Here is a 15,226-nt window from a genome sequence, read left to right as displayed (position 1 = left end):
GGTGTCCTCTCATTTCATCCACATCAGGCGGAGGCACGTTGATCTCGCGCAAGGCGCGCACGCCCGTCATCTCCTAGGCTTCATTTCGTCTTTGCGGACTTCGGCGCACAAAATACCTGATAGAGCGTCTTCAGGATTTCGCGCGCCGGCTCGCTGGCGATCGAATAGAAGATCGTTTGCGCATCGCGCCGTGCAGATACCAGGCCGTCCTTGCGGAGGAGCGCGAGATGCTGGGAAACCGTGGAGTCCCGCAGGCTCAGGAATTCGGCCAGTTCGCCGACCGACCGCTCGCCGTCGATCAACTGGCAGATGATGAGAAGACGGTGACGGTTGGAGAGCGCCTTCAACAATTCGCTCGCCTGGTCCGCCGCGCGCTCCATGATCTCGCTATCTATTTTCATACTTGCGTATATACGCATTTACAAATATATCGTCAAGCGCTGCGGCGGCAACCGGAACTGAACCGGAGGAGCAGCCTGATCCAACGGAGGTACCCATGGCGGAAGTTGTCGTAATCGGAGCCGGTCTGAGCGGAACGCTGATGGCCTATGAATTGCTGCCGCAGTTGAGAAAGGAAGACCGCCTGAGCGTGGTGTCGCAAGGAGCGGTCTATCACTTCGTACCGTCCAATCCTTGGGTTGCGATCGGCTGGCGCAAGCGCGACGAGATCGAGATCGATCTCGAAGAGATCATGAAGCGCAAAGGTGTGCGCCTGCTGACGCAAGGCGCCAAGCGGGTCCACCCTGCAGAAAACCGGGTCGAACTCGGCGACGGCACGTCGATCGACTATGACTATCTGGTCGTCGCAACCGGCCCCGAACTTGCGTTCGACGAAATCCCCGGTCTTGGACCGCAAGGCCATACTCAATCCATTTGTCACGTCGACCATGCGACGCGCGCGAAAGAAGCGTTCGAGATCCTCGCCGCGAACCCCGGTCCCGTCGTGATCGGAGCGGTGCAGGGAGCGTCCTGTTTCGGGCCGGCCTACGAATTCCTCTTCATCCTGGAAACGGAGCTGCGCCGCCGCAAGCTGCGCGACCGGGTCCCGATGACGTTCGTCACCTCGGAGCCGTATATCGGCCATCTCGGTCTCGATGGCGTCGGCGACACCAAGGGTCTTCTCGAAAGCGAGATGCGAGAGAAGCACATCAAGTGGATCACCAATGCCCGCGTCGACAAGGTTGCCCCGGGCTTGATGTCGGTGGAGGAATTTGCGGACGACGGCACCTCCCGCAAGGCGCACGAGTTGCCCTTTGCCTATTCGATGATGTTGCCGGCCTTTCGCGGCGTCGAGGCGGTGCGTGGGATCGAGAAGCTGACCAATCCTCGCGGTTTCGTCCTCGTCGACAAGCATCAGCAGAACCCGGCATTCCCCAACGTTTTTGCGGTCGGTGTCTGCGTCGCGATCGCACCGGTCGGCGCGACACCGGTGCCGGTCGGCGTACCGAAGACCGGCTTCATGATCGAATCCATGGTGACGGCGACCGCGATGAACATCGGCGCCGTGCTCCGCGGCCGGCCGCCGACGGCGCAGCCGACCTGGAACGCCATCTGCCTCGCGGACTTCGGCGATTCCGGCGTCGCTTTCCTCGCGCAGCCGCAGATTCCGCCGCGCAACGTCAACTGGTCGTCCAAAGGCGAGTGGGTGCACTACGCCAAGGTCGCCTTCGAGAAATATTTCCTGCGCAAGATGCGGCGCGGCGAGAGCGAGCCGTTCTACGAGCGCTTCCTGCTCGACAGGCTGAACATCGCCAAGATCAAGGAAGTCCGGACAGGCACATGAGCGCGGCGAACGAAGAAGCCTTTGGCCGCCACGTCGCCAGCAGCGACAATCCCGTGCTGGTCGACGTCTGGGCGCTGTGGTGCGGGCCTTGCTGATGCGCGGCGGCCGCGAGGTCGCCCGCCATTCCGGTGCAATGGACGCACGCAGCATCGTCGCCTGGACCGAAGCCAACCTCGGCCGTTCGTAACGTCGCCATACTTTAACAAGGAGCATGCCATGAATGTCGATAAAGCCGTTCTCGCCTTTGCAGGATCCATCGTCCTGCTCGGACTCGCGCTCGGCGCCTACGTCAACGCCTACTGGTACCTGCTGACGGCTTTCGCCGGCCTGAACATGATCCAGGCCTCGTTCACCGGCTTCTGCCCGGCCGCGATCGTGTTCAAGAAGCTCGGATTGCGCGGCGGCTGCGCGTTCTCGTAACCACGCCGACGCAGCCAGTGATGCGGGGGAATGCCATGACCGACGACACCTTCATCGAAGGACCTCTCTACCAGAAGCGCAAGAAGGTCTATCCCCAGTCGGTCCACGGCCCGTTCCGCCGCATCAAATGGGCGATCCTCTGCGTCACGCTCGGGACCTACTACCTGCTGCCGTTCATGCGCTGGAACCGCGGGCCCGGCCTGCCGGACCAGGCGGTGCTGATCGACCTTCCCCATCGCCGCTTCTACTTCTTCTTCATCGAGCTGTGGCCGCAGGAGGTCTATTATTTCACCGGTCTGCTGATCATCGCGGCGATGACGCTGTTCCTGATGAATGCGGTCGCCGGCCGGCTGTGGTGCGGCTATCTGTGCCCGCAGACGGTGTGGACCGACCTGTTCTACGCGGTGGAGCGCTGGGTCGAGGGCGACCGGCGCGAGCGCATGCAGGGCGACAAGCGCTATTGGACGTTCGATCACGTCCGAAAGGTCGTGCTGAAACACTTTCTCTGGATCATGATCGCCTGGTGGACCGCCGGCGCCTGGGTGCTGTATTTCGCCGACGCGCCGACGCTGGTGAAGGACCTCGCCACCTTCCAGGCTCCCCTCGTCTCCTATCTCTGGATCGGCATCCTGACCGCGACGACCTACCTGTTCGCCGGTCACGCCCGCGAGCAGGTCTGCATCTACATGTGCCCCTGGCCGCGCATCCAGGCGGCATTGACCGACGAGTGGGCGCTCAACGTCACCTATCGCCCAGACCGCGGCGAGCCGCGGATGTCGGTGAAGAAGGCGGAGGCAGCCCGCGCCCATGGCGGTCTGGCCGGCGACTGCGTCGACTGCCACCAATGCATCAATGTCTGCCCGACCGGCGTGGATATCCGCGAAGGAATCCAGCTCGGCTGCATTCAGTGTGGCCTGTGCATCGATGCCTGCGACAACGTCATGCGCGAGATCGGCCGCCCCGCAGGCCTGCTCGGTTACGACACCGACATCAACATGCAGCGCCGGCGCGAAGGCAAGACGCCGATCTACCGCATCATCCGCGCGCGCACGCTGGTCTACGCTGCGGCCATCGCCATCGTCGGCAGTATCATGCTCCATGCCCTCGCCACGCGTGCGACGATGGACGTCAGCGTGCTGCACGAGCGCAATCCCCTCTTCGTTCAGCTCTCGGATGGCGGCGTGCGCAACGACTACACCGTCCGCATCCTCAACAAGGGCACGCAACGATCGTTCGCGCTCGAGGTCTCCGGACTGCCCGGCGCAACCGTTCGCATCGCCGGCATCGAGGCCAGCCCCGACGGCAAGCCCGTCGTCGAGGTCGGACAGGATCAGACCCGCGAGGTCAGACTGTCGGTGCAGGTCGGCCCTGCCGAGCTGCCGAAGACCTCGCGCGACATCGACATCGCCATCACCGACACCGCTAGCGGCGGACGCGCAAGCGCCCGCGACCATTTCGTGCCGGGCGACCAGTAACACCCAGGTTCCGTGGAACATCCGGCGGCGGGCCGCCGGCATGCTCAATGAGGCGTTAACAATACCATTCGAATTGAAGCGGCGTCCCAACGGTATTTTCCAATCTTTGCGCTAAGCATGGCCGCGTAACGCCGGCTGATACCCAGCGTGAACGGGGACGACGGGACGTGGTCGACATCGCGCACCAGGCTGCGATCAATCCGGCATCGGCGAACGATGCCACGCACGCGCTCGTCCCGCTCACGGCGATCGAGCCCGGCCAATGGCGCGCGCTCGCGCAGCGCACGGTCGAGCCTAACGGCTATTACCTGCCCGCCTGGGAGCTCGCCGTCAGCGCAACCGCGCGCGACCGTACCGGTGCCTCGGCCCTGTCCGTCTGCGGCGGCTCCTCGACGCGGCTGATCGGCTTGATGCCGGTGGTCTCGCTCTGGCAGGCCTGGAAAATCCCCCTGCCTGCGCTGGTGAGCGCGCATCCCTATGGCACACTGTGCAGCCCACTGATCGACCGCGACGCTTCGCTCGAAGCCGCGACGCGCCTGCTGCAACGAGCGCGCGAGGCCGGCGCGCACACGCTGATCCTGCGCGATGTCGCGCTTGACGGCGCCGCGATGAGCTCGCTCAGTCAAGTTCTGAATCCCGCCGGCTTGAAGCCGCGCGTGCTCTTCTCCTACATCCGCGCCAGCCTCGATGCGACACAGGATGGCGACAGGCTGCTGCACGAGGCGCTCGGCGCCAAGAAGCTGAAGGAGCTGCGCCGCCAGCGCCATCGTTTGGCGGAGCATGGCGTCATCAGCTTTGACATCGCGCGCAGGCCGGATGAGATCAGGGTCGCGCTCGAAACGTTCCTGCACCTCGAAGCCAGCGGCTGGAAGGGCAAGCGCGGCACCGCGCTGATCCAAGACGCCGGCGATGCGGCCTTCATCCGCCGCGCGGTGCCTGCGCTCGCGGAGACCGCGCAATGCGAGATCATCACGCTCCGCGCCGGCACGATTCCAGTCGCCGCCGGCATCGTGCTGCGCCACCAGGACCGCGCGTTCTTCTTCAAGCTCGGCATCGACGAGCGCTTTGCAAAATATTCGCCGGGCGTGCAGCTCACGCTCGATCTGACGCGCCATCTCTGTGCAGATCCGGCCATTGCGAGCGCGGACTCCACCGCGAGCGCCGATCATCCCATGATCAACCCGATCTGGCGCGGCCGCTTTGCCATCGGCGATGTGCTGATCCCGCTGAGGCGAAATGATCCGATGGTGGCGCTGATTCATGCAGCGCTGCTCGCTCGAGGCTTGGCACGCGACGCGGCACGGCGCACCATTCATCTGATCCGCAAACAGGCGAACGCTACTCCGCCGCCTGCGCGTTGATCTCCGCCGAAACCTGACGGATGGCGCGGGCGAGCAGGTTCGGATCCTGCGCGCCGGAGACGGCATATTTTTGCGCGAACACGTAGGTCGGCACGCCGGAGATGCCCTTCTCGGCGGCCTCCTGTGCGTCCGCCGACACGCGCGCGACGTCCTCGTCGGTGGCGAGGCGCTTGCGCACGTCGTCGGCATCGAGACCGACATCGGCCGCCGCCTGCACCAGCACGTCGACGTCGGTGAGATCGCCGCCGTCGCGAAAATACAGCTCCATCAGGCGCTGCTTCATCTCCGGCGCCTTGTCGATCGCTTCGGCCCAGAGGATCAGGCGGTGGCAGTCGGTCGTGTTGGGTTGGCGCGCCACAAGCTCGGGCTTGTAGACGAGCCCCTCTTCGCTGGCGGCCGCGACCACGCGCCCGGCAATACCCTTATAGGCCTCCACCGAGCCGAATTTGGTGGTGAGATAATCCTCGCGACTGATGCCTTCGCGCGGCACCCAGGGATTGAGGAAAAACGGGCGGAAATTCAGCTTGACCGGAACGTCGGGCGCGAGCGCAAGCGCGCTCTCGATCCGGTGCTTGCCGATATAGCACCAGGGGCACACCACGTCGGAGACGACATCGATCTGGAGCGGCTTCAGCGTGCTCATGGGCGCCTCCTTTGGGCGGTGCAATTTTGTCCGAAACATAAGCCGAACGCCGCCCGAGGCAAGGGCGCTAGGCCATATTTGCGGCCGTCTGCTTAAGCCATCCGGCGGTGCGCTCGTCGGCCGGAAAGAACGTCTCCAGCGCCAGCTCCGACAGGGTGATGTCGACCGGCGTTCCGAACACCATGGTGGTGGAGAAGAAACTGAGGATCCCCCCGTCATGGCGCAGCTTGAGGGGGATCGCGACGTTGTCGCTCGACAGCGGGCCCGATCGCGCCGGGATCGGATAGCTCTTGAGGTCGTGGTAGAGCTTGATCAGCTCCGGATCCGCTGTCGCCTCGCATTGCCGGTGCAAGCGCTCGAGCAGATGCGCGCACCACTCCGCGAGATTGACCGTGCGCGGCGCCAGCCCCTCGGGATGAAAGGCGAGCCGCAGCACGTTGAAGGGCTGGCCGAGCAGCCGCTCCGGAATGCCTTCGAGCAGCGGCGCCACCATGCGATTGGCGGTCACCAGGTTCCAGTGCCGGTCATAGGCCAGCGCCGGATTGGGTTCGTGTGCCCTAAGCACGAGGCCGATCGCCTGACGGGCTGATTTCAAGGCGGGATCCTCCAGCGGGCGCTGCGGAAAGGCCGGCGCGTAGCCGGCGGCGACCAGCAGCAAATTGCGTTCGCGCAAGGGCACGTCGAGACGCTCGGCGAGCCGCAGCACCATGTCGCGCGAGGGCGCGGCGCGGCCGGTCTCGACGAAGCTGAGATGGCGCGCCGAGATCTCCGCCTCGCCCGCGAGATCGAGCTGGCTCATGCGCCGGCGCTGCCGCCATTCGCGCAAATGATCGCCGATATGGACCGGCTGGCTGTGGTCGGCGCGTGCCGTGGATGCATGTGCGTTCATGGTGGAAAACCTACCACGCACGTTTCGGCCCTTCCATTACCCCCGAGGTAATCGAATTGGGGCTCGCCGCAGCGCATCTTCGGTCGCAACAGGAGATGACAATGATCGCGCTGCTGCTCTACCGGACCGTCGTCAACCACCTTCTTCCCTGGGCCGCGAAGCTCGCGACCCGCGGGCTTGCACATGGCCTCAACATGCCCGAGCCGCTGGTGCATTCGACCGGAGACTATGTCGTCGCGCAGGTCACGGCCTTCGAGCACAGCGTCGGCAGAAGCCTCTGCCCGTTCCGCGCCGCCCGCCTGCTCCGCGTCTGGTGGCGCGGACTGCATTGAGTTTACCCCAAGCCAACCCAACCACGGAGACCTCTGATGATCGACGCATCCATTTCTCTGCGCCGTGCCCTGCTCGCCGACGCCGTCTTCAGCGGTGTCGCCGCACTCGGCTTCACTTTCTATGCCGGCGCGTTCGCGACGCTGTTCAACCTGCCTGAGGCGCTGTTGCGCGAAACCGGGCTGTTCCTGATCGCCTACACTGCGCTGGTCGGCTGGCTCGCCTCGCGCACAGCGGTGCCGAAGCCCCTCGTGCTCCTGGTCGTCGTCGGCAACGCCGCCTGGACGGTGGGCAGCATCGCGCTGCTGTTCTCGAGCGCGGTGTCGCCGAACCTCGCCGGCGAGCTGATGGTTGTGGCGCAGGCGATCGCGACCGGCGTCTTCGCTGAGCTGCAATATATCGGGCTGCGCAAGAGCGGGAGTATGGTGGCAGCGTGATACTCTCGTGTCCCGAACGCGCTGCAACGCCCTTGGCGTTGCTGCACTGCGTCCGGGGCACGAGAGCGACGTGTGGCGCACGCTTTCTCCACGTCGTGCGAGCGCAGCGAAACAATCCAGAATCTTTCCGCGGAGGGACTCTGGATTGCCTCGCTGCGCTCGCAATGACGGAGTTTGCGGCCACGCCGTTTACTTCCAAATCGCATCTCGACCTGCTGACACACTCTCGCATTCTCGCGGCGCGTTTCGCCCGAGCTTTGCTTCGACTTGCCGCCCTCTTCGAGAAAAGGGCGCAGGGAAGGCCGGGCGCCGGCGGCACCCGAGGTCCGTGCGCTGGGAAAATGCACACGGGGTGGACCACAGGTGTTGCCGGTCGCCCGGCCTTCCCTGCGCGGATGGTTTTAACGGTTTCCTTCGCGCTCTCCCCGGGGAGCGATGCACTATTGCCCCCGTCGCCCTGCGGATGGCTGATGTGCGCGCCCGGTCGGACGATACACATCACCGCGAGACTTGACGCACAGACTCCGGGCGTCAGGACCACACGACTTCTCCGTCCGCGGACATCATCGCCGGACATTCGAAGGCTGGCGTGTGCTCGCCCCCAAGGCCAACGACAATGCTGTTACAGCGTCGTGTCGTGCCGCGCGCATGAAGGCTCACGGTAGTCCGCCCTGCCCTCACACTCTCGCGCCGACGCTGCCGCGTCCACCGCATCCTGGCCTGCGTATCGTGACGATCGCGAACGCCCCTTTCACGGGCCAGGATGGACACAGCGATACTACAAAACCGAAATTCGGTAAATGAGAATATTTTGCCATGCGCGGGTTGACATGGTGTTTTGCCCGACGGGCTGGCGGCTCGCGCAGACGTCCGGGCCGCGTTCCGTGGAGGAACCGCAGCCTGAGGACCAATCTGGACACTTACGCGTAAGGCTGGCGGCGATCGAACTGAAGCTAGACTAGGCCCTCGCGCGGGCGACCTTGCCGGCAAAATGCTTGCCGTTCAGTTTCTTCTTTTTGGCGCCCTTGTTTGTGGTGCGCTTGGCGCCCGCCTTCTGCGCTTTGCGCTCCGCGCGTGCCTTCACCTTGGCGCGTTCGGCGCGGGCCTCGGCGCGCTGCTTCTTGCGCTTGGCCTCACATGAGGGGCACTTGCAGCCGATCGGCTTCAGATAGGCTTTGAAATAATCGGTGCCGTAGTCGTAATTGATCTCGTCGCCTGGCTCGATGTTCTTGATGGCGCGGATGAACACCTTGCGCTCGCGCGGACGGACGTCGGATTCGGCGTTGGGCCGGCAGGAATGGTTGATGTAGCGGGCCAGGTTCTTGCGCACCGAGCCGTCGATGGTCCAGCGACCATTGAGTTCGAACAAATATTTGTTCTCGATGTCGTCTTGCGCGGGAATGCGGCAGTCCAGGATCGGCCCGAAATAACGGATGATCCGGGTGCCCTTCTTGATCGGTTTGGTGGCGAAGAGGCCAAGCCCCGTCTTGGAGCGGCCGACGCGATAAGGTTTGTTCGACGAGATGGCTGGCATGATCAAGTGTAAAGAGGACGCGAACCAGGCTGCGTGAGCCCAAGCGAAGCCGCTCTTCTAGAACGATTCCGCGCCGCTGTCAGGACTATCGGGAGCGCGTTCGAACCTTGCCCACAGTGAAGATGTCGATTGATGGAGTTCCGCAAGATGCAGGGGCGCCGTCATCGTGCCTGTCACATTCGCCCGCCTAAGACTAGTCTAGGTCGGCAGCTTTCCCGCCACCGTCGACCTCAGGATCGCTTCCAGAAGCTGCTCGGCGGTCGTTCCATCCGGCAGCCGCTCCAGGATATCCTCGAGCCGTCCGTCGAGCAGCAGCATGGTGAAGCCGTGCACCATCGACCAGGCCCGCGCAATCGCGGCGCCCTGCTCGATGGTCAGCGCGTCGCCACTGATCGGCTCCTGCCGCATCGCGCCGATGGCATTGGCAAGCCCGGCAAAAGAGGATTCCGCGGCCTCGTGCAGCGAGGGCCTGGAATAGTCGAGCCGCTCGGTGCGGAACATCAGACCGTACATGCCGGGATGGGCCTGGGCATAGGCGACATAGGCTTTTGGCCGCGCCAGCGCCCGCTGCAGCGGCGAGGTGGCCGCGTCGCAAGCCGAGGCCATCGCAGCATTGAACTGTCGGAAACCGATCGCGGCGAGCTCGCTGACGAGGCCTGTAAGGTCACCGAAATGATGGGTCGGCGCGGCATGCGACACCCCCGCCTCACGCGCCACCGCGCGCAGCGTCAGGCCGGCCAGCCCGTCCCGCTCCAGCACCCGTTCGGCCGCCTGGAGCAGCGCCTCGCGCAAGGCGCCGTGGTGATAGGGCGTCTCGGTCTTCGCGCTCGCCGGCCGGCGCGCCGGGCGAGATGCCGCGGTCGATCGTGACGCGGGCTTTCTTGGGTTGCGCGGGCTACGCGCCGTTTCGGTCTTGGTATCGCTCTTGGTATCGTTCTTGGCCATTGACAAGCTATATGACGCAATATTGACAGTGTAAAGATTTCGCTTGACGAAAGCCGTGTCTGGCCCTATTCCATCTTTACGATGTAAAGATAGGGAGGAATACGCCGTGCAGCAGGACGCCATCACCGAGCGCCGCAACAATATCGCCCCGATTCCGTTCGAGGCGGACGCGCCTGTCCTCAAAATCGTCGGCGAATTGCCGCGCGAGCTGAACGGCACGCTCTATCGCAACGGCCCCAATCCGCAGTTCGAGGTACCCGGCGCGCACTGGTTCGTCGGCGACGGCATGCTGCACGCCTTTCATCTCGAGCAGGGCCGCGCCTCCTACCGCAACCGCTGGGTCCGCACCCCGAAATGGCTCGCCGAGCACGATGCCGGCCGCGCGCTGCTCGGCGGCTTCGGCCGCAAGCTGCCGGATGCGCCGGCTGACCTCACCGATGGCGGCGTCGCCAACACCAACATCGTCTTCCATGCCGGCAAGCTGCTCGCGCTCGAGGAAGCGCATCTGCCGACCGAGATCGAGCCGGGGACACTCGCGACCCGCGGCTATCACAATTATCACGGCCGCGTCGCCGGCAGTTTTACGGCGCATCCGAAGATCGATCCGATCACCGGCGACCTCGTGTTCTTCGGCTACAATGCGGCGGGTCCGCTGACGCCCGCCCTCTCCTATGGATCGATCGACGCCTCCGGCAAGGCGACGCGCTTCGAGCGTTTCGAGGCGCCCTATGTCAGCATGGTCCATGACTTCATCGTCACCGAGAACCATGCGCTGTTTCCGATCCTTCCCCTCACCGGCAGCATGGAGCGCGCGACGAGCGGCAAGCCGCCTTACGCCTGGGAGCCCGACAAAGGCGCCTATGTCGGCGTGATGAAGCGCAACGGCACGGCGAACGACATCGTCTGGTTCCGCGGTGAGGCCTGCTACGTTTTCCACGTCATGAATGCCTGGGAGGACGGCAACCGCATCATCGCCGACGTCATGCAGTTCGAGGAGGCGCCGCTGTTTCCGCATCCCGACGGCCGGCCGACGAATCCCGAGAAATCCTTTGCGCGTCATTGTCGCTGGACCTTCGATCTCGCCGGGAATACCGACCGCTTCCAGCAGACCTATCTCGACGATCTCACCGGCGAATTCCCGCGCATCGACGATCGCCGCGCCGGCTTGAAAAGCCGTCACGGCTGGTACGCCTGCGCCAATCCGAAGGCGCCGGTGTTCGGCGCGCTATCCGGCATCGTCCATGTCGACGGCACGGGCAAGCGGCTCGGCCAATATCTGCTGCCGGCGGGCGACACCATCTCCGAGCCTGTGTTCGTCGAGCGATCGCAGGATGCCGCGGAAGGCGACGGCTGGCTGCTCGCAGTGGTCTGGCGGGCACGCGAAAACCGCAGCGACCTCGCCGTGTTCAACGCCACCGACATCGAGGCCGGCCCCGCCGCGCTGGTCCAGCTCGGCCATCGCGTGCCCGACGGCTTCCATGGCAATTGGGTGGGAGCGCAGTAGCGCCGATCGTCATTCCGGGGCGCGCCACTTGGCGCGCGCCGGGGATGACAGCGTGGATGTGTCACCAAAGAGGTCTCTCATGCTCGTCCTGATCGGCACCGCACTCACGCTCCTGATGGTCCGGCTACTGCGAAGCGGCCATGCCATCCTCAACGGCGGTATCCTGCTCGTTTTCGGCCTCTCGATCACCTGCGCGCTACCTGTCCTGTCGCGCCTGCCCTGGGCGGAATTCGCAGACGAACTGATCGATCGAGCCGTTGCAGCAATTCAGGTTTTGGAAGCCACCTACGCTATGTTGACACTGTAAAGATTTAGCTTGACCCGGCATCGGCTCTGAATTATCAATCTTGACATCGTAAAGATTGGCTCGACCGAGGCGACCATGACGATTTTCCTGATCCTTGCCCCCTATGGCGTCTACACCTTCCTGATGTTCATGACCTCGGCCACGATCAGCGTGTTCGCGGCCTCCGCGATATGCCTCACTACGATCGCCATCGACATCGCCCGCGGCCGCTCGGTGAAGATCCTGGCCGCCGGCTCGGCAATCCTGTTTACGGGCATCGGACTCACCCTCGCACTGCTCGATCCGAAGATCGGTGCGCTCGGCGTCAAGCTCGCGGTCGATATCGGCATCTTCATCATCTCGCTCGGCTCGATACTCGCGCGCCGGCCCTTCACGCTGCAATACGCGATTGAGGCCGTTCCGGCCGAGACCGCGGCGATGCCCGGCTTCCTCACCGCCAACTACATCATCACCGGCGCATGGACCATGGCCGCTTTGCTGATGATGGCCGCCAACATCGTGCTGCTCTACTTCCCGGGCCTGCCGGTCTGGCTGGGCCTCGCGGTTGCCTTCGCTGCCCGCAACAGCGCGATCTATTTCACGAAGTGGTATCCTGAATATCGCCAGATCAAGTATGGTGCCCCGGCCGGCGCGCTGCCCGAAGCACAGTGAGACAGGACCGACCATGAAGGACGTATTCGCCCGCCTCGCCTCCGACTTCCTGTCGGCCATTGTCTTCCTGGTGATCTATCTGATCACTGACAACGTCATCCTGGCAACATCGGTGGCGATTGCCGGTGCGATCGCGCAGGTGATCTATGCGCGCATCAAGGGGCGTGAGCTCGGCTTCATGACCTATGCGAGCGTCGCGCTCGTCATCGTTCTCGGTACGGTCACGCTGCTGACCAACGATCCCCGCTTCATGCTGGCAAAACCTGCGATCGCGCATTTCGCCATCGGTGTGATCATGCTCAAGCGCGGCTGGATGCTGCGCTACATGCCGCCGATCGTGGTCGAGACCGTGCCGGAATATGTCACTGCCGCGGGCTACGCCTGGGCCGCGTTGATGTTCGCCCTCGGCGCCGGCACGATCGCGATCGCCTCCACCGGCGATCTGAAGCTGTGGGCGTTCTACATCTCGGTGGTCGCAGGCGGCGCCAAGGCCCTCGCCTTTGCCGTACAATACGTGATGTTTCGGCTCGTCGTCACCAGCCGCCGGCGCGCCGCAGCCCGCGCCTGAATGCCGCCCAAGGGACGTTAGGCAGCCGCTTCAAGTTGCGGTATAGGCTCGGCCCAGGATGGGTTGCGGATCATCGCAACCCGCCGGGATCTGTTCGGGAGACGGGAATGGCCGTAGACGGCAACTGGAATCTGACCATGACGACACCGATGGGCGAACGCCAGGCGACATTGACCCTGCTGAGCGCCGGCGGAACGCTGACCGGCACGCAGGGCGCGGAAGGCAATACCGCCGAGATCTTCGACGGCACCATCAGCGGCGATGCCGTCAACTGGAAGGTCTCCATCACCAATCCGATGCCCTTGACGCTCGAGTTCATCGGAACGGTTTCCGGCGACACCATGAGCGGCGAGATGGGCATCGGCCCGATGGGCAGCTTCCCGTTCACGGGGGCGCGTGCTTAAGCGTGTCTCTCGTGTCCCGGACGCGGTGCAGCGTGTAACGCTGCTCCGCAGAGCCGGGACCCATGCGGCGGCGATGGGCCCCGGATCTGCAGCGCAGCATTTCATGCTGCGCAGCGTCCGGGGAAAGTAGCCTCAGCCCAGATTCAACTCCTTGAAGAAGTCGTTGCCCTTGTCGTCGATGATGATGAAGGCGGGGAAGTCGACGACTTCGATGCGCCAGATCGCTTCCATGCCGAGCTCGGGATATTCGAGCACCTCGACCTTCTTGATGCAGTGCTCGGCGAGGTTTGCCGCGGCACCGCCGATCGAGCCGAGATAGAAGCCGCCATATTTCTTGCAGGCCTCGCGCACGGCAGGCGCGCGGTTGCCCTTCGCCACCATCACCATCGAGCCGCCGGCGGCCTGGAACTGGTCGACGAAGGAATCCATGCGGCCCGCGGTGGTCGGACCGAAGGCGCCGGAGGCATAGCCCTCGGGCGTCTTGGCGGGGCCGGCGTAATAGACCGGGTGATTCTTGAAATAGTCCGGCAGCGGCTCGCCCTTCTCCAGCCGCTCGCGCAGCTTGGCGTGCGCGCTATCGCGCGCGACGATCATGGTGCCGGTCATCGAGACCCGCGTCTTGGTCGGGTACTTCGAGAACGTCGCCAGGATGTCCTTCATCGGCTGGTTGAGATCGATCTTGACGACGTCGCCACCGAGCGACTGCTCGACCTGCGGCAGATACTGCGCCGGGTTGTGCTCGAGCTCCTCGAGATAGACGCCGTCTTTGGTGATCTTGCCGAGCACCTGTCGGTCGGCCGAGCAGGATACGCCGAGCCCGATCGGCAGCGAGGCACCGTGACGCGGCAGCCGGATCACGCGCACGTCGTGGCAGAAATACTTGCCGCCGAACTGCGCGCCGACGCCGAGCGACTGCGTCATCTTCAGGATTTCCTGCTCCATGTCGAGATCGCGGAAGGCGTTGCCATCGGCCGAGCCGTGGGTCGGCAGCGCATCGAGATAGCGGGCGGAAGCGAGCTTCACCGTCTTCATGCAGAGCTCGGCCGAGGTGCCGCCGATAACGATGGCAAGGTGATAGGGCGGGCATGCCGCGGTGCCGAGCGTCAACACCTTCTCCTTCAGGAAGGCGAGCAGCCGGTCCTTGGTCAGCACCGAGGGCGTCGCCTGGAACAGAAAGCTCTTGTTGGCGGAGCCGCCGCCCTTCGCCATGAACATGAACTTATAGGCATCATCGCCCTCGGCGTAGATCTCGCACTGCGCCGGCATGTTGTTGGCGGTGTTCTTCTCCTCGTACATCGAGAGGGGCGCGACCTGCGAGTAGCGCAGATTGCGGCGCAGATACGCATCGCGGGCGCCTTCCGACAGCGCAGCCTCGTCGTCACCATCGGTGATGACGTTGCAGCCCTTCTTGCCCATGATGATCGCGGTGCCCGTGTCCTGGCACATCGGCAGCACGCCGCCGGCGGCGATATTGGCGTTCTTCAGGAAGTCGAGCGCCACGAACTTGTCGTTCGGGCTCGCCTCGCCATCCTCAAGGATCGCGCGGAGCTGCTTCAGATGGCCCGGCCGCAGATAATGGTTGATGTCGCCGAAAGCCGCCTCCGACAGCGCCCGCAACGCCTCGCGCGACACCACCAGCATGTCCTTGCCTAAGACCTTCTCGACCCGGACGCCCTCGGCCGTGACCTTCTTGTAGGGCGTCTCGTCCTTGCCCAACGGGAACAGCGGGGTGTGCTTGTAGGGCGGTACGGGTTTTGAGGCGTCGGGGAAGGCAGTGGGAGCGTTCATGGGGCGAATCTCGGGGTTTTTGGAGCCCTCGCGCGGGCCGCTAGCATAGAAGCGTTCTAAGCTTTTTTGCCGCAAAGGGAAGGCGTTCTGGCGCGGGCGGGACATCCTGATTCGGCACTGTGGCGTCCATTTTCCGGGTCCGCTTTCTGTCGGCGAACGGCTATGGTTGTGCCCAACAGAGCCGGGT

General features: G+C 64.2%; 18 protein-coding genes. 12 read left to right on the top strand and 6 right to left on the bottom strand.

The features are described 5' to 3' along the window. Positions 1-80: 80 nt before the first annotated feature. Complete coding sequence (locus tag JJE66_RS32335) at positions 81-380, bottom strand: ArsR/SmtB family transcription factor (RefSeq protein WP_409362861.1); 300 nt, start codon at positions 378-380, stop codon at positions 81-83. A gap of 116 nt (positions 381-496) precedes the next feature. Here JJE66_RS32335 and JJE66_RS32330 point away from each other — a divergent pair, with 116 nt between their 5' ends. The 5 genes from JJE66_RS32330 (at position 497) to JJE66_RS32310 (ending at position 5,039) form a co-directional block, all read left to right on the top strand. Continuing rightward, entirely contained in the window at positions 497-1,783 is a 1,287-nt protein-coding gene (locus JJE66_RS32330; RefSeq protein WP_200519589.1) for an NAD(P)/FAD-dependent oxidoreductase, read from the top strand. Next, complete coding sequence (locus tag JJE66_RS39030) at positions 1,780-1,878, top strand: thioredoxin family protein (protein ID WP_409362857.1); 99 nt, start codon at positions 1,780-1,782, stop codon at positions 1,876-1,878. The genes JJE66_RS32330 and JJE66_RS39030 overlap by 4 nt, the downstream gene beginning before the upstream one ends. 121 nt (positions 1,879-1,999) lie before the next feature. Further along, on the top strand, positions 2,000-2,203 hold the full coding sequence (locus JJE66_RS32320; RefSeq protein WP_200519587.1) for a DUF2892 domain-containing protein: 204 nt from the start codon (positions 2,000-2,002) through the stop codon (positions 2,201-2,203). Positions 2,204-2,238: 35 nt separating this feature from the next. Next, on the top strand, positions 2,239-3,678 hold the full coding sequence (ccoG, locus tag JJE66_RS32315; RefSeq protein WP_200519585.1) for a cytochrome c oxidase accessory protein CcoG: 1,440 nt from the start codon (positions 2,239-2,241) through the stop codon (positions 3,676-3,678). Between the two features lie 167 nt (positions 3,679-3,845). Next, the gene (locus JJE66_RS32310) at positions 3,846-5,039 is read left to right on the top strand and encodes a GNAT family N-acetyltransferase (RefSeq protein ID WP_200519569.1); all 1,194 of its coding nucleotides are present in this window, start codon (positions 3,846-3,848) and stop codon (positions 5,037-5,039) included. Here the strand turns inward: JJE66_RS32310 and JJE66_RS32305 are convergent. Then, positions 5,017-5,682 carry a DsbA family oxidoreductase gene (locus JJE66_RS32305; protein WP_200519567.1) on the bottom strand — a complete coding sequence of 222 codons (666 nt, stop codon included), beginning with the start codon at positions 5,680-5,682 and terminating at the stop codon, positions 5,017-5,019. The two genes, JJE66_RS32310 and JJE66_RS32305, sit on opposite strands and share 23 nt — an antisense overlap. A gap of 67 nt (positions 5,683-5,749) precedes the next feature. Next, the gene (locus JJE66_RS32300) at positions 5,750-6,571 is read right to left on the bottom strand and encodes a helix-turn-helix domain-containing protein (protein WP_200519565.1); all 822 of its coding nucleotides are present in this window, start codon (positions 6,569-6,571) and stop codon (positions 5,750-5,752) included. 101 nt (positions 6,572-6,672) lie between these two features. Here JJE66_RS32300 and JJE66_RS32295 point away from each other — a divergent pair, with 101 nt between their 5' ends. Together JJE66_RS32295 and JJE66_RS32290 are read left to right on the top strand one after the other, a co-directional pair. After that, on the top strand, positions 6,673-6,903 hold the full coding sequence (locus tag JJE66_RS32295; RefSeq protein ID WP_200519556.1) for a hypothetical protein: 231 nt from the start codon (positions 6,673-6,675) through the stop codon (positions 6,901-6,903). A gap of 36 nt (positions 6,904-6,939) precedes the next feature. Then, a complete protein-coding gene (locus tag JJE66_RS32290) occupies positions 6,940-7,338 on the top strand; it encodes a hypothetical protein (protein ID WP_200519554.1) in 399 nt (132 codons plus the stop codon). 958 nt (positions 7,339-8,296) lie between these two features. On the opposite strand, the gene JJE66_RS32285 is transcribed toward JJE66_RS32290, so the two are convergent. Both JJE66_RS32285 and JJE66_RS32280 read right to left on the bottom strand, forming a co-directional pair. Further along, positions 8,297-8,872, bottom strand: coding sequence for an SET domain-containing protein (locus JJE66_RS32285; protein WP_200519552.1), 576 nt, complete (start codon positions 8,870-8,872; stop codon positions 8,297-8,299). Between the two features lie 198 nt (positions 8,873-9,070). Continuing rightward, positions 9,071-9,817 (bottom strand): TetR/AcrR family transcriptional regulator, encoded by a 747-nt coding sequence (locus JJE66_RS32280; RefSeq protein WP_200519544.1) that lies wholly within the window; start codon positions 9,815-9,817, stop codon positions 9,071-9,073. Between the two features lie 106 nt (positions 9,818-9,923). Here JJE66_RS32280 and JJE66_RS32275 point away from each other — a divergent pair, with 106 nt between their 5' ends. The 5 genes from JJE66_RS32275 (at position 9,924) to JJE66_RS32255 (ending at position 13,251) form a co-directional block, all read left to right on the top strand. Further along, positions 9,924-11,321, top strand: coding sequence for a carotenoid oxygenase family protein (locus JJE66_RS32275; RefSeq protein ID WP_200519542.1), 1,398 nt, complete (start codon positions 9,924-9,926; stop codon positions 11,319-11,321). A gap of 79 nt (positions 11,322-11,400) precedes the next feature. Continuing rightward, a complete protein-coding gene (locus tag JJE66_RS32270; protein ID WP_200519534.1) occupies positions 11,401-11,628 on the top strand; it encodes a hypothetical protein in 228 nt (75 codons plus the stop codon). A gap of 75 nt (positions 11,629-11,703) precedes the next feature. Continuing rightward, complete coding sequence (locus JJE66_RS32265) at positions 11,704-12,279, top strand: hypothetical protein (protein WP_200519532.1); 576 nt, start codon at positions 11,704-11,706, stop codon at positions 12,277-12,279. A gap of 13 nt (positions 12,280-12,292) precedes the next feature. Beyond that, positions 12,293-12,847 carry an inner membrane-spanning protein YciB gene (locus tag JJE66_RS32260; protein ID WP_200519530.1) on the top strand — a complete coding sequence of 185 codons (555 nt, stop codon included), beginning with the start codon at positions 12,293-12,295 and terminating at the stop codon, positions 12,845-12,847. A gap of 107 nt (positions 12,848-12,954) precedes the next feature. Then, the gene (locus JJE66_RS32255) at positions 12,955-13,251 is read left to right on the top strand and encodes a hypothetical protein (RefSeq protein ID WP_200519528.1); all 297 of its coding nucleotides are present in this window, start codon (positions 12,955-12,957) and stop codon (positions 13,249-13,251) included. A gap of 132 nt (positions 13,252-13,383) precedes the next feature. On the opposite strand, the gene JJE66_RS32250 is transcribed toward JJE66_RS32255, so the two are convergent. Next, entirely contained in the window at positions 13,384-15,039 is a 1,656-nt protein-coding gene (locus tag JJE66_RS32250; RefSeq protein ID WP_200519526.1) for a fumarate hydratase, read from the bottom strand. Positions 15,040-15,226 lie beyond the last annotated feature (187 nt).

Source organism: Bradyrhizobium diazoefficiens (genome assembly GCF_016612535.1).
Taxonomy (GTDB): Bacteria; Pseudomonadota; Alphaproteobacteria; order Rhizobiales; family Xanthobacteraceae; genus Bradyrhizobium; species Bradyrhizobium diazoefficiens_C.
The sequence above is the reverse complement of the archived record's forward strand: the minus strand, read 5'-3'. Positions and strand labels throughout refer to the sequence as shown.

What these genes read in the sequence shown, in the direction of transcription:
- JJE66_RS32250 (WP_200519526.1), bottom strand. Translation starts at nt 15,039, where the DNA reads ATGAACGCTCCCACTGCCTTCCCCGACGCCTCAAAACCCGTACCGCCC.
- JJE66_RS32270 (WP_200519534.1), top strand. Translation starts at nt 11,401, where the DNA reads ATGCTCGTCCTGATCGGCACCGCACTCACGCTCCTGATGGTCCGGCTA.
- JJE66_RS39030 (WP_409362857.1), top strand. Translation starts at nt 1,780, where the DNA reads ATGAGCGCGGCGAACGAAGAAGCCTTTGGCCGCCACGTCGCCAGCAGC.
- JJE66_RS32260 (WP_200519530.1), top strand. Translation starts at nt 12,293, where the DNA reads ATGAAGGACGTATTCGCCCGCCTCGCCTCCGACTTCCTGTCGGCCATT.
- JJE66_RS32280 (WP_200519544.1), bottom strand. Translation starts at nt 9,817, where the DNA reads ATGGCCAAGAACGATACCAAGAGCGATACCAAGACCGAAACGGCGCGT.
- JJE66_RS32320 (WP_200519587.1), top strand. Translation starts at nt 2,000, where the DNA reads ATGAATGTCGATAAAGCCGTTCTCGCCTTTGCAGGATCCATCGTCCTG.
- JJE66_RS32265 (WP_200519532.1), top strand. Translation starts at nt 11,704, where the DNA reads ATGACGATTTTCCTGATCCTTGCCCCCTATGGCGTCTACACCTTCCTG.
- JJE66_RS32290 (WP_200519554.1), top strand. Translation starts at nt 6,940, where the DNA reads ATGATCGACGCATCCATTTCTCTGCGCCGTGCCCTGCTCGCCGACGCC.
- JJE66_RS32255 (WP_200519528.1), top strand. Translation starts at nt 12,955, where the DNA reads ATGGCCGTAGACGGCAACTGGAATCTGACCATGACGACACCGATGGGC.
- JJE66_RS32305 (WP_200519567.1), bottom strand. Translation starts at nt 5,682, where the DNA reads ATGAGCACGCTGAAGCCGCTCCAGATCGATGTCGTCTCCGACGTGGTG.
- JJE66_RS32295 (WP_200519556.1), top strand. Translation starts at nt 6,673, where the DNA reads ATGATCGCGCTGCTGCTCTACCGGACCGTCGTCAACCACCTTCTTCCC.
- JJE66_RS32300 (WP_200519565.1), bottom strand. Translation starts at nt 6,571, where the DNA reads ATGAACGCACATGCATCCACGGCACGCGCCGACCACAGCCAGCCGGTC.
- ccoG (WP_200519585.1), top strand. Translation starts at nt 2,239, where the DNA reads ATGACCGACGACACCTTCATCGAAGGACCTCTCTACCAGAAGCGCAAG.
- JJE66_RS32335 (WP_409362861.1), bottom strand. Translation starts at nt 380, where the DNA reads ATGGAGCGCGCGGCGGACCAGGCGAGCGAATTGTTGAAGGCGCTCTCC.
- JJE66_RS32285 (WP_200519552.1), bottom strand. Translation starts at nt 8,872, where the DNA reads ATGCCAGCCATCTCGTCGAACAAACCTTATCGCGTCGGCCGCTCCAAG.
- JJE66_RS32330 (WP_200519589.1), top strand. Translation starts at nt 497, where the DNA reads ATGGCGGAAGTTGTCGTAATCGGAGCCGGTCTGAGCGGAACGCTGATG.